General features: G+C 47.6%; 8 protein-coding genes and 1 riboswitch. Of the genes, 6 read left to right on the top strand and 2 right to left on the bottom strand.

Going from position 1 to position 13,099, the window contains the following annotated elements; all coding sequences use genetic code 11:
• Nucleotides 1-22 precede the first annotated feature (22 nt).
• From MHI51_RS26830 to MHI51_RS26815, 4 genes are all read left to right on the top strand, one after another.
• The gene (locus MHI51_RS26830; protein ID WP_076128700.1) at nucleotides 23-928 is read left to right on the top strand and encodes a carbohydrate ABC transporter permease; all 906 of its coding nucleotides are present in this window, start codon (nucleotides 23-25) and stop codon (nucleotides 926-928) included.
• A 141-nt stretch (nucleotides 929-1,069) separates the two neighbouring features.
• Complete coding sequence (locus MHI51_RS26825) at nucleotides 1,070-2,827, top strand: ABC transporter substrate-binding protein (RefSeq protein WP_080742630.1); 1,758 nt, start codon at nucleotides 1,070-1,072, stop codon at nucleotides 2,825-2,827.
• A gap of 115 nt (nucleotides 2,828-2,942) precedes the next feature.
• A complete protein-coding gene (locus MHI51_RS26820) occupies nucleotides 2,943-5,315 on the top strand; it encodes a glycosyl hydrolase family 95 catalytic domain-containing protein (RefSeq protein ID WP_405173383.1) in 2,373 nt (790 codons plus the stop codon).
• Between the two features lie 139 nt (nucleotides 5,316-5,454).
• A complete protein-coding gene (locus MHI51_RS26815; protein WP_076219967.1) occupies nucleotides 5,455-6,594 on the top strand; it encodes a transglutaminase domain-containing protein in 1,140 nt (379 codons plus the stop codon).
• A gap of 109 nt (nucleotides 6,595-6,703) precedes the next feature.
• Here the strand turns inward: MHI51_RS26815 and MHI51_RS26810 are convergent, their stop codons facing one another.
• Nucleotides 6,704-8,185, bottom strand: coding sequence for an amino acid permease (locus MHI51_RS26810; RefSeq protein WP_405173382.1), 1,482 nt, complete (start codon nucleotides 8,183-8,185; stop codon nucleotides 6,704-6,706).
• A gap of 199 nt (nucleotides 8,186-8,384) precedes the next feature.
• A riboswitch (Lysine riboswitch) is annotated at nucleotides 8,385-8,590 on the bottom strand.
• 101 nt (nucleotides 8,591-8,691) lie between these two features.
• Nucleotides 8,692-9,828: a virulence factor gene (locus tag MHI51_RS26805; RefSeq protein WP_076128692.1), complete on the bottom strand. Its 1,137-nt coding sequence runs from the start codon at nucleotides 9,826-9,828 to the stop codon at nucleotides 8,692-8,694.
• 223 nt (nucleotides 9,829-10,051) lie between these two features.
• Here MHI51_RS26805 and MHI51_RS26800 point away from each other — a divergent pair, with 223 nt between their 5' ends.
• Together MHI51_RS26800 and MHI51_RS26795 are read left to right on the top strand one after the other, a co-directional pair.
• Nucleotides 10,052-11,017, top strand: a complete 966-nt coding sequence (locus tag MHI51_RS26800) for an MBL fold metallo-hydrolase (protein ID WP_076277150.1) — start codon at nucleotides 10,052-10,054, stop codon at nucleotides 11,015-11,017.
• A 155-nt stretch (nucleotides 11,018-11,172) separates the two neighbouring features.
• Nucleotides 11,173-12,798: an ABC-F family ATP-binding cassette domain-containing protein gene (locus MHI51_RS26795; RefSeq protein WP_036680232.1), complete on the top strand. Its 1,626-nt coding sequence runs from the start codon at nucleotides 11,173-11,175 to the stop codon at nucleotides 12,796-12,798.
• Nucleotides 12,799-13,099 lie beyond the last annotated feature (301 nt).

The raw sequence follows: 13,099 nt of genomic DNA, 5'->3' as shown, positions 1-13,099 counted from the left end.
TTCATGAAAGGAGAGCGTTACAGTGGGAAATTCAGCTATCACCGGAAAGTCATGGTCAGACCGGATCTTTGATTTCTTTGTATATTTTGTAGTACTGTTCGTGGTTGTAATCACGATTTATCCGTTTTTGAACGTGCTTGCCATCTCACTGAATGATTCAGTGGACAGTGTGCGCGGTGGAGTGACCATCTATCCCCGGGATTTTACCTGGGACAATTACCTAAAGATCTTCACTTTCTCCGGATTAATCACCGGGTTTAAAATATCCGCTTTGCGGACAATTATCGGTACTTTGTTCGGACTGATCAGTGCCTCGATGCTGGCGTTTACGATCAGCCGCCCTGACTTTGCAGGTCGCAAGTTTGTCTCCACATTCTTGGCAATGACCATGTATATCTCAGGAGGAATGATTCCAATCTATATGCTGATCAAGGATCTGCATATGATGAACAGCTTTGCAGTCTATGTATTGCCTGGACTGGTTAGTGCCTTTAACGTCTTCGTTATCCGCTCCTTCATCGACGGCCTGCCATATGCGCTGCAGGAATCGGCGAAGCTGGATGGAGCCAATGACTTTACTATCTACTTCCGCGTTATTCTGCCATTGATGAAGCCAGCGCTAGCAACGATCGCGCTGTTCCTAGCAGTAGGTCAATGGAATGCTTGGTTTGATACTTATCTGTACAATGGTTCAAGCCCTAACTTGACCACATTGCAATATGAATTGATGAAGGTTCTACAGACCACAACCAGTGGTAACGGAGGCGACTACCGCTCCAACATTGCTTCGCTGGCTTCCAATCAGGTCTCGCCGGAGTCGCTCAAAATGGCGATTACGATTGTCGTAACCGTACCGATCCTGTTGGTTTATCCGTTCATTCAGAAGTATTTTGTTAAAGGTATGACACTTGGTGCTGTGAAGAGCTAATCACAGTTTAACGGGGGAGCTTAGTCTCCCCTATGCTTAAAACCTATTGTGTATCCGTTTTCTTTTGGCAAGCTGGGTAAAGTATTAACAGGTCTTCACCTGTGATACGATAGATAAACAATTTTAAGGAGGGTTTATTTAATGGGAAGTAATAGAAAGATAAAAGCCAAAGCTACGGCATTAACGCTCACTTCTATTATGCTGCTCGGTGTGCTTGCAGGCTGCGGCGGTAACAATGGCAACAATGGTAATGCTGCAGCTGGAAATACAGGCGGCAATGCAACTAATGCTGGAAATGCGACCAATGCGGCTGAGGATATTTCCCCGCTCACGATGACCTTCTTCAGTGCAGACCCTAACCCGAACTGGACAGGTATGCAAGATGAAGTTGGTAAAGTGATTACGGAAAAAACGGGAGTAACCCTAAATGCTGAATATGCAGTTGGTGATCCTCAACAAAAAGTAGCCTTGATCGCAGCGAGCGGCGAATATCCGGATTTGATCAGTGCTAAGACTGATGTCAGCAAGCTGGTAGATGCAGGCGCAATGCTTGATCTAACAGACCTGATTGAAAAATATGCTCCGAATATCAAAAAAGTATTGGGCGAAGAAGGCATGAAACGTTCACGTTACAGTGACGATGATCATGCGATTTATGCCATCCCTACCTATGCAGGTGTGGACAACAAATATTTTGATGCTGGTGGCGGATTTGAACTACAGCACCGTGCTGTTAAAGAAGCTGGATATCCTGCAATCAAAACTGTTCAAGATTATGAGAACGTAATCAAGGCTTACCTGGAAAAACATCCTACCGATGAAAATGGTAACAAAAACATCGGCCTGACTCTGAATGCAGATGATTGGTACATGTACATTACAGTAACTAACCCAGCATTTATTACTACTGGTTCTCCTGACGATGGTGAATATGCGATTGATATCGACACCCAAGAAGTAACTTATCACTTCCGTCGTCCGGCTGAAAAAGAATATTTCCGCTGGCTCAACCACATGAACGATATCGGATTGCTTGATCCAGAAAGTTTCGTTCAAAAGTATGATCAGTACAAAGCTAAAATCGCTACCGGCCGCGTTATTGGTTTGATTGACCAAGACTGGGGTTATGGCGACGGAGAAAGAGCATTGAAAGCTGAAGGCAAGCTGGATCAAGGCTATGGACACTATCCTGTAACCTTGTCTGAGGAGTACAAAGAAACTTCCTTCTGGCCTACAGGCTTCATGGGTGGTAACGGAATTGGGATCAGCGTAGATGCTAAAGATCCAGTTCGTGCAATTAAATTCCTGGACTACCTAGCTTCCGACGAAGGTCAAGTATTGGTTAACTGGGGTATTGAAGGCAAACACTACAATGTTGTTGATGGCAAACGTGTCATTCCTGAAGATGTGAACGACCGTAAATATAATGACACTACCAACTTCCAAAAAGAAACTGGTTTGGGTAATGTCGGATCAAACTATGCATTGCTGAGCGCTCACTATGGCGACGGTGTATTGGATCCATCTGGTAACTACTACACAACTCGTTTCCCTGAGCAAGTAACCGTAGGTTACAATGCGGTTGAAAAAGAAACACTTGCTGCTTACAAAGCAACAACTTGGAAAGACCTCTTCCCAAGTGAAGATGAGTTCAAAGTTAAACCTTGGGGCGCAGCATGGAACATCACGATTCCTGGGGATAGCGAAATTGTCGTTCTTGACAACAAGCTGAAGGATATCAGTTGGAAACGGATCCCAGAAGCAATCTTGTCTAAACCAGCTGATTTCGATAAAGTTTGGGATGCTTACATGGCTGAGCTTGATAAAGCTGGTGTAACGAAAGCTGAAGATTTGCGTGAAGAGCTGGTTAAACAACGCGTGAAACTTTGGAATGATTAATTATTAAATTTCGTCTAATCCAATAAAAGCATGAAGATGGCGGGAAGTCCGAACGAAAGTCCGGGCCTCCCGCTGATTGCTTTTCACCGGTAATAACAGGACAGGAGGAATATACATGGGAGAGAGCAAGAACTCCGGACGGCATGAGTTATGGTACAAGCAGCCGGCGGCTGTATGGGAAGAGGCGCTGCCCGTAGGTAACGGCAGGCTGGGCGGCATGGTCTTTGGTGGAATCGAAGAAGAACGGATTCAAATAAATGAAGACACTCTATGGTCAGGTTTCCCGCGGGATAAAGCCAACTATGAGGCACTGCGGCATTTGGCTCCAGCTAAACAGCTAGTTGCAGAGGGGAAATACAAGGAAGCAGAAGCACTGGTGGACGCCAAAATGTTAGGCAGCCGGACGGAATCCTATCAACCGCTTGGAGATTTGCGATTGAAGTTTAATTTTGCAGGTCCTGTAGAGGATTACCGGAGAGAGCTTGATCTGGATCAGGCGTTGGCTACGGTAACCTATACTGCCGGTGGTGTAAGGATCGTACGTGAAGTATTGGCCAGCAGACCGGATGACATTATAGCTCTTCATATCCGTGCTGAGGGGGGGGAGGGCCAAGCTACTCTGCCAGATTTCTGGGCGGATCTGGCATCACCACATCCTTTCAACTCGGAGATTACTCCGGATGGCATGCTGATTATGACTGGCCGTGCCCCGTCGCATGTGGCTGATAACTACGTAGGGGATCACCCGCGTGCCGTATTATATGAAGAGGGGCTTGGCATAAGTTTTGCTGCGGTTATGGAGATCCAGACGGAAGGTGGGACTTGTGTAGCGGAGAACGGCTCGCTGTTGATTTCTGGCGCGCACTCCATTACCCTTCGTCTGGCTGCGGCAACCGATTATGCCGGGTATGACCGGATGCCGGGAAGCGGTGGCAAGCTGCCAGCGGAGTTGTGCCTAGTGCAGTTAGCTTCAGCCTCTAAAGGATACGCAGAGCTTAAGCAGCGCCACTTAGAGGATCATCAATCCTTGTTCCACCGTGTGGAGCTGACGCTTGCATCTGCTGCTTCCCGAGGAGAGCTTCCGACTGATGAGCGCCTGGTACAATACCGCGAAGGACAGGCAGATCCTGAACTGGAAGCGTTGCTGTTCCAGTATGGCCGCTACCTGATGATTGCTGGCTCACGGCCGGGGACGCAAGCTCTGAATCTGCAGGGCATTTGGAATCCCTATATTCAGCCACCATGGAACAGCAATTATACGACAAATATAAACACCGAAATGAATTATTGGCCAGCCGAGTTATGCGGATTGGGCGAATGCCATGAACCTTTAATAGATTTTATCACGGAGCTTAGCGTGGCTGGCAGCCGTACAGCGAGTATTCATTATGCCGCACGTGGCTGGACAGTACACCATAATACCGATTTGTGGCGGATGACTTCTCCATCAGACGGTAAGGCGATGTGGGCTTTTTGGCCGATGGGCGGGGTATGGCTCTCTCGCCATCTATGGGAGCGTTACGCTTTTCGTCCAGATGAGGACTATTTGCGCACAGCTTATCCCATATTAAAGGGAGCCGCATTGTTTTGTCTGGATTGGCTAGTAGAGCTGCCTGATGGAAGATGGACCACAGGTCTGTCTACCTCGCCAGAGAATGTATTTCTGACTGCTGACGGCACACCATGCAGTGTCTCGGCTGGCTCAGCTATGGATTTATCGCTTATCGCTGAGTTGTTCAAGCACTGCATTCAGGCTGCTGATATTTTAAATACCGATGTAGAGCTGCGTCAGGAGCTTATAGAGAAACAGAAACAGCTTGCCCACCAAGGGATCGCACCGGACGGAACTGTCCGCGAATGGAATGAGGATTTTGCTGAACAAGAGCCTGGGCATCGTCATGTTTCTCATTTGTATGACCTGTACCCTGGGAACGTAATTAGCCCTTCCTCCACACCAGAGCTAGCGGAGGCGGCAGCCTTAACACTGAAGAAACGCATAGAACATGGAGGTGGCCATACAGGCTGGAGCGCAGCATGGTTGCTTAATCTTTATGCGCGTCTGAAGGATGGCGAGAGTGCGGTTAGCTGTCTACGTCGCATTTTGCAAGATTCCAGTTTGCCGAACCTGTTCGGAAATCATCCTCCGTTTCAGATTGATGGAAACTTCGGCACTACAGCCGGAATAGCAGAAATGCTTTTGCAGAGTCATCAGGAGGGTCTGGAACTATTACCTGCTCTTCCAGAGGAATGGTCTGAAGGCAGCGTGAAAGGGTTGGTGGCACGTGGTGGCTTTGTCATGACTATAGAATGGAGCGGGGGCTGTTTAACTAGGGCAGAGGTTACCTCGACTCATGGCCGATCCTGCAGAATTGTTCAACACCAGCCTTTGCTCATTCAAAAACCGGATGGTACACAGATTGAAGGAGCGGGGCTGGAATTTGAAACAGTAATAGGAGAGACTTATATCATTACACCCCTAAAGAAATAATTCATATTGATCTGGCTTAGAGGCTGTTCTCAGAGTAGAATTATTCTACAGAGAACAGTCTTTTTTTGCCCAAGTCTTCATTATCTATTAAATGGAGGGTTTTGAATAAGTCTGTAGGAGCCGGAGGATCAGAATAATTATGTGGAAAAAACGCTTCACGTTGGCAAAAGTCATTCTTGGAGGAGTGATTATTTGCGCAGCCATTCCCCCGACATTGTATTGGACCTGGGGGCATGCTTATGCGGCCACGACTTCACCGACCGTTCGTTCTGTGAGTGAAATTGCCCAGAAGCTAACCGGTGCGATGAATAATCGTAGAGAGACTATCACTTTTACTTATGAGGGGAAAACCTCGAATTTAAAAACACAGATACAAACGGGTCTAGATCAAGCGATGAATAGCGATCCCTATTTGTATTACATCATAGACAGCTACGGATACACTTATCGAGGGAGCAAAAGTTCTGTAAAGGTTACGGTAGAAGTGAAATACTTGGAAACGCTGGAGCAGACCGCCTTTGTGAACAAAGAAGTAAAGGCAACGCTCAAGAAGATCATTACACCGGGCATGAATAATCATCAGAAGGTTAAGGCTATCCACGACTGGGTGGTGCTGCGTCTGAAGTATGATACCTCTTATCGTAAATATACGGCTTATGAAGGCCTGAAGAGTGGCAGTGCCGTTTGCCAAGGGTATTCGCTGTTGACCTATAAGCTGCTCAAGGAAGCGGGATTCAGTAATAAAATCGTCGAGGGCACTGCAAAACAGCCGGGAGGACGCAGCCAGTCTCATGCTTGGAATCTAGTGCTGCTCGAAGGGAGATGGTATCATCTCGACACAACTTGGGATGACCCGACACCTGATAAAGCCGGCGTGGTAAGCACCGCGTATTACTTGAAGACGGATGCACAAATGCGTCAGGACCATAGCTGGACGAAGTCTTATCCGGCAGCTTCGGTTGCCTATTATAAGACCTTGTCAGCACTTGTAGAGCGTGGAGGACAGAGCGCCGGGGTGTATAAGCAGCTTCAGAAGGACCTTAATTATGAGCTGTATGCCGAGGAACGGATTGTACGTTCAGCAGCAGATTTAATTCAGCTGGCGAATAAGGCTGTCGCTTCAGGAGAGGGATCTTTATTATTCCGTTATCACGGTAGTGGAACCCAGTTGAAGAATGATCTACAGGAGTTATATAAACTTGGACTAGAGGAAGTGTCTTATTCTAGCACTTCTTTTGATAATACGGGTGATCTAAAAGTGTATGTGATTTGGGAATAGGCAAAGGGCTAAGTAAAATCAGGAGTTGAATATACTAGATTGATTTATATAAAAAGGGATATCCTGCAGCCTTTCAGGCTTCTGGATATCCCTTTTTTGCGGAGTCAGTTTATTCTGGGTGAGTACTAAGATCGCATTTTTCCAAAGGAATAATATTACTCTTGCGGAAGAAGCGATAGCCGGCCCAAATCAAGACGAATAATGGCAGGCTGATATAGGAAACGGCAATACCGTACCAGTCGATGTTTCCACCTGAGAAGGCACCCATATTCTGGCCAAGGATGGCTACCGTACAAAGTACTAAGGCAAATATAGGCCCAAACGGGAACCATCTAGCCCGGTAAGGCAGCTCATCAAGGGAATGACCTTGAGCTATAAAGGCGCGTCTGAAACGATAATGGCAGACAGCGATGCCGAGCCAGTTAATAAATCCACACATACCGGAAGCATTAAGCAACCAGTTGTATACAACACCATCACCAAAGAATGATGCTAAAAAGGCTAACATACCAACGGCTGTGGTCACGAGCAAAGCACCAACAGGAACACCGCGGCGATTAAGCTTGCCTAGAGCACGTGGAGCCATTCCATCCTTAGCCATAGCGTACAGGACGCGGGTGGAGGCGTACATTCCCGAGTTCCCGGCTGACAATACGGAGCTGAGAATGACAGCATTCATGACGGATGCGGCAATAGCAAGTCCTGCTTTATTAAATACGATCGTAAACGGACTGACTCCGATATCATCAATACCACCGCGCAGCAGATCTGGATTCGTGTAAGGAATCAGCATTCCGATTACTAGTATAGCGAGAATATAAAAGATTAATATACGCCAGAAGACTTGGCGAATAGCAATAGGTACGTTACGGCGAGGGTTCTCACTCTCACCTGCTGCAACACCGATTAGCTCGGTGCCTTGGAAGGAGAATCCCGCAGCCATAAAGACACCGACGAAAGCGAAGAAGCCACCGTGGAACGAGCTGCCCCCGATCTGGAAATTGCTGAAGCCTACGGCTTTTCCGCCCATGATTCCGAAAATCATCAAAACTCCGACAATAAGGAAGGCGATAACAGTAATAATTTTGATAATGGCAAACCAATATTCTGATTCTCCGTATCCACGAGCAGATAGGAAATTAAGACCGAACATCAGCAGCAGGAACACGAGACTCCAGAGAAAGGAGGGACTGTCCGGGAACCAATATTTAATAATGACGGTGGCGGCAGACAATTCTGCTGCAATCGTAACCGCCCAGTTATACCAGAAGTTCCAGCCGATGGCGAACCCAAAAGCGGGGCTGACGAAACGCGTGCCGTAAGTGCTGAATGAGCCCGAATCCGGCAAATAGGTAGCGAGCTCTCCCAGACTGGTCATGAGGAAATAAACCATAACACCAACAGCCGTATAGGCTAGAAGTGCTCCACCGGGTCCGGCTGAAGCGATAGCGCCACCACTGGCCAGGAAGAGTCCAGTACCAATAGATCCTCCAAGCGCAATCATGGTCAAATGCCTTGCTTTAAATGATTTTTTTAGCTCAGGCGGGTTACTTACGTTGCCTTGTGCTAGATTTTGCTGCTTGCCCTGCATGATTTGACACTCCTTATGATCTAATCTTTCAATTCATGAACGGGGAGTGCTGAGCTGCTTCCTCCCGCAGAGCGGGAGAGTGTATTTGGTGGTCTCCATAAGGTTATGGACAAACACTAAATATACAAATTCTGTAAACGCAAAGAAACCGCAGACTATATCTGCGGTTTCCATCTATACAGCTCCGCATCATACTCCCTGTGAAGATAGCGCAACACATTATGACCTGCTGCTTATGCAGGTTATACAATGTGACAGTTCCGTACCTTTCGGCAACGGCCCCAGCCTGCACCGCTGTAAGAGCGACAGTGCAGACTTCGGCAGATATTCCTTTCGACGCGATTCATAGACGGCTCTAACGTCTCCACGCGCGTACTCTTTATATCCGCGACCTCTACCTCATCTTAGTATGACGAGGCTATCTTTACTTCATTCATTTATAAACAACAGGAATTAGTATAAAGCAAGTTCGCAAGTCAAGCAATGACAAAATCCGGTAGGGAATGTTAGCTGCGACGACGCTCTGACATTTGCTGCCAAACGGTACCCGCCGCTGCTTCACCGGAAGCGATACGTTCCAAAGCCATTTTGGCCTGAAGTCCAACCTCGAATTCCGGATCTTCCGCCGCAACTGACAGCGCTTCTTGGGCATCGGATGTGCCCACCTCATAGAGGAAACGAGCTGCGCGCCAGCGGACAAGCTTGCTCTTATCTGTCAGTGCTGCCGTCATCACTGGCGTGGCGGCAGGATCGCCGATGTCGGACAGCGTATCGCCTGCCGTACGTCTCACGGCTGGCGCGCTGTCTGCCATCGCCTCATAGAGCAGCTCCATCGCTTCGGGCGTGCGAAGGTCGCCTAGATACACGACCGCAAGCCTGCGAATATGCAGCTTGGGATCGTGCAGCGCCGCCTTAAGCTCCGGCAGGAGCTCCGCCGTCGGCGTAAGATCCTCCAGCGCGGCGTAACGCACGCGCCAATCCTCATGCTTCAGGTCTCGCAGCAGCTCATCCTGACTGCGGGTTCGTCTCTGCTCGACGAACTCGCCTTCGGCGCCGTGCGCAATGGCTTGCTGCACGAGAGAGTCGAGGCGTTCCTGCGGATACGCCGCTTCGACCTCTTGCTCCACCTCGCGTGCAATCTCCGCGGGCTCGCCATAACGCACGCCGTAATCAGTGAGCTTACGCTCTTTAATCATCACGGCGCTAGCCACATCCATAACCGCCTTCGTGAAGCGGTTTGCTAAGGAGATGCGCTCTTCATTCGCGCCGGTCTTAACGCGGATTTGCAGCGGAATTCCGCGGAACATCTGGACGAAGACTTGAGCTTCGCCGAAATGAGCGCCAGCGTTCTCATCGGCAAGATTCCAATCGTCATTTAAGCCTTCGCTGTTGCCGAAGCGGTTCTGGACTTCTCTTAGAATCGCTGCCCAATCCGCATTGCCCTTGCGTTCGAGCGCTGCAAAGTCAGCAGCGTGATAGATGCTAATAACGCCCGGTATCGTTAACATTTCGCGTGCCCAGGCCGGCGCGGAACGTTCACTTTCTGGTGTATAGGTTCTGCGAATTCCAGGTTCCAGACTTTCGTCCAAATGAAGCTTCATCGTATTTGGACTTGGAGTCGGTTCAATAAAAGTAATCTTCATACGTAGCTCCCCCTTGAACGGTATATGCACCGCCATACTTTATACACATATTATCTCATTTCTGGCGTGAAACACAAAAGGGTACTTAGATATTTTGCGGAAAAAGGGCGCACCATTACCAAGTAACTTGTATATTTTGCAAAATACTCTGCCGTTCAATATAGTTGTATTATATTCGCTAAAGTAAAGCATGCTCTGCAAACTTCTAAAGATGAGGTGCTCTATGGCTAAATTTCGCTACAATAACCTCGACAATGTGAGTACCGATAAAACACTTAAAGAGTTTCGTAAGTGGCGGGAGGAACGTCGACGGAAGAAAAAAGATTATTCATATGTAGTGCCAAGTACGCCGCCGAGGTTAGCTTATCTGGCGGAGAATCGCCTGGAGACCACCATTACGTGGATTGGGCATTCAACGTTTTTCCTTCAATATGAAGGGATGAATATCATTACTGATCCAATCTGGGCGAGAAGACTAGGCTTTGAGAAAAGATTGGGGCAACCCGGGATTCCGCTTAGCGAAGTGCCTCCCATTGACCTGATTCTGATCTCGCACTCTCATTATGACCACTTGCATATGGCTTCTATCCGTAAATTATATAGAGCAGGGACAACCCTTGTTGTTCCTATAGGCTTGAAACGAAAGATGCTCCGCAAAGGATTTCGCAACTGCATAGAAATGGAATGGTGGCAGGAAAATACGCTAGGTAAAATTAAGCTTACCTTTGTGCCGACTCAGCACTGGACGCGGAGAACACCTTGGGACACGAATACTTCTCATTGGGGAGGATACATTCTGCAGCCGATCGAATCGGATAGCGACAAGCTGCCCCCTAACCTGTATTTCGCAGGAGATAGCGGTTATTTTCCGGGTTTTAAGGAGATTGGGAGCCGCTATAAGCTTCATGTTGCACTCATGCCGATTGGAGCTTATGAACCGGAGTGGTTCATGACCTCGCAGCATGTAACCCCTGAAGAGGCTATACAAGCATTTGTAGATGTTGGAGCGGAGACCATGATTCCGATGCATTACGGCACCTATAGACTTGCTGATGATACGGCCCGGGAAGCGCTGGATCGGATGGAAAGTGCCCGGCTTAAACAGGGTATTTCTGAAGAACGAATCCGTACGCTCAGCTATGGCGAAACGCTTATTATACAACCCGAGAATCGCATAACTGGACAATAATTGAAAAAATTCCTCCTAACTGGCGACCTCTGTACAGCAGCTGGAATAACTTTAGTATTGGAGAGAACAGCTGAAAAGGCTATTTTACGGGCTTTTTGCTCTCTATTTATGCTATAATGAGCCGAAACCCTAAGTGAAAAGGATGGTAATGCGTAATGATTAGCACAAGCGGCGTAACACTCCGCTACGGAAAACGCGCTCTCTTTGAAGATGTAAACATAAAATTCACCCCTGGTAACTGCTACGGTTTGATTGGTGCCAATGGTGCCGGTAAATCAACCTTTCTGAAAATTCTGTCTGGTGAGATCGAAGCAAATACCGGTGAGGTACATGTTACACCGGGCGAACGTCTCGCAGTACTCAAACAGAACCATTTTGAGTATGATGAATTCCCAGTACTTGAGACCGTAATTATGGGTCATACACGTCTTTATGAAATTATGAAAGAAAAGGACGCGCTTTATGCGAAGTCCGATTTCACAGAAGCGGATGGCCTGCGTGCAGGAGAGCTTGAAGGTGAGTTCGCTGAGCTTAACGGCTGGGATGCTGAGCCAGATGCAGCTGCCATGCTGATTGGTCTCGGAATTATGCGTGAACTGCATGACAAAAAAATGGCCGAACTGAGCGGCAATGAAAAGGTACGGGTACTCTTGGCGCAAGCCTTGTTTGGCCGTCCAAATAACCTGCTGCTAGATGAGCCTACCAACCACTTGGATCTCGAATCTATTGGCTGGTTAGAGAACTTCCTCATGGACTATGAAGGTACTGTTATCGTCGTATCCCATGACCGTCACTTCCTGAATAAAGTATGTACGCATATTGCGGATATTGATTTTGGCAAAATCCAGATGTACGTCGGCAACTACGACTTCTGGTATGAGTCCAGTCAGCTTGCGCAAGCTTTGCAGCGTGATTCGAACAAGAAGAAGGAAGATAAAATCAAGGAATTGCAGGCATTTATCCAGCGTTTCTCGGCCAATGCTTCCAAGTCTAAACAAGCGACATCACGTAAGAAGCAACTTGAGAAAATTACACTGGACGACATTCGTCCGTCCAACCGTAAATATCCGTTCCTTAACTTCAAACCAGAACGTGAAGCGGGTAAACAATTGCTGACAGTCAGCGGATTGTCCAAAGCGGTTGAAGGTGAAAAGCTTCTTGATGAAATTAGCTTTGTAGTAAATAAAGGGGATAAGATTGCTTTTGTAGGCCCTTACTCCCAGCCTAAATCACTGCTGTTTGATGTGATCATGGGTGAGCAAGAAGCGGATGCGGGCGAATATACATGGGGAGTAACTACAACTCAAGCGTATTTCCCGAAAGACAACTCCAGCTATTTCGATGGTGTGGAAATGAATCTTGTAGAATGGCTACGCCAGTATTCAAAAGATCAGGACGAAACTTTCCTGCGTGGATTCTTGGGCCGTATGTTGTTCGCCGGAGAAGAAGCACTGAAGAAAGCAAGTGTGCTGTCCGGGGGCGAGAAGGTTCGCTGTATGCTGGCCAAAATGATGCTCAACGGCGCGAACGTGCTTGTGTTCGATGAACCAACCAATCACTTGGATCTGGAATCCATCACGGCACTGAATAACGGGCTGATCGATTTCGATGGCACGATTCTATTCACTTCCCATGACCATCAGTTCATCCAAACCATTGCTAACCGCATCATCGAGATTACACCTACAGGTGTAATTGATCGCTCCATGAGCTACGATGAATATTTGGAGAATCCAGAAATTAAGGAAATGCGCCAGCGCATGTATCCTGTAGAAGTATAATATTTAATTTCCGCTATGCGGAAGGAATCCATGAAGCAGCTACACTAATCCTTTTAGGATCAGGGTAGCTGTCTTTATAATTTCAATTTTGAAAAGTTATTAACAAGTAGAATTCTACGGGGTGTATGCGGGGTTTCCAAGACAGGAGTCTTTAGCCCTTAAGGTTTCCCAAAGCGCATGTTTTCAGCTGGCTAATCGTACATTAAAGAGAAGCAATTATGAATTTGAAGAGTTCTAATCCATCCTATCAGGCAGGACGAACGTATAAACGGCTGCGTTTCCCCGAGGGATTCGCAGCCGT

This window comes from Paenibacillus sp. FSL H8-0260 (assembly GCF_045040625.1).
GTDB lineage: Bacteria > Bacillota > Bacilli > Paenibacillales > Paenibacillaceae > Paenibacillus_AQ > Paenibacillus_AQ odorifer.
This window is presented reverse-complemented; position numbering and strand designations above follow the sequence as displayed.

What these genes read in the sequence shown, in the direction of transcription:
- MHI51_RS26825 (WP_080742630.1), top strand. Translation starts at nt 1,070, where the DNA reads ATGGGAAGTAATAGAAAGATAAAAGCCAAAGCTACGGCATTAACGCTC.
- MHI51_RS26820 (WP_405173383.1), top strand. Translation starts at nt 2,943, where the DNA reads ATGGGAGAGAGCAAGAACTCCGGACGGCATGAGTTATGGTACAAGCAG.
- MHI51_RS26815 (WP_076219967.1), top strand. Translation starts at nt 5,455, where the DNA reads ATGTGGAAAAAACGCTTCACGTTGGCAAAAGTCATTCTTGGAGGAGTG.
- MHI51_RS26810 (WP_405173382.1), bottom strand. Translation starts at nt 8,185, where the DNA reads ATGCAGGGCAAGCAGCAAAATCTAGCACAAGGCAACGTAAGTAACCCG.
- MHI51_RS26805 (WP_076128692.1), bottom strand. Translation starts at nt 9,828, where the DNA reads ATGAAGATTACTTTTATTGAACCGACTCCAAGTCCAAATACGATGAAG.
- MHI51_RS26800 (WP_076277150.1), top strand. Translation starts at nt 10,052, where the DNA reads ATGGCTAAATTTCGCTACAATAACCTCGACAATGTGAGTACCGATAAA.
- MHI51_RS26795 (WP_036680232.1), top strand. Translation starts at nt 11,173, where the DNA reads ATGATTAGCACAAGCGGCGTAACACTCCGCTACGGAAAACGCGCTCTC.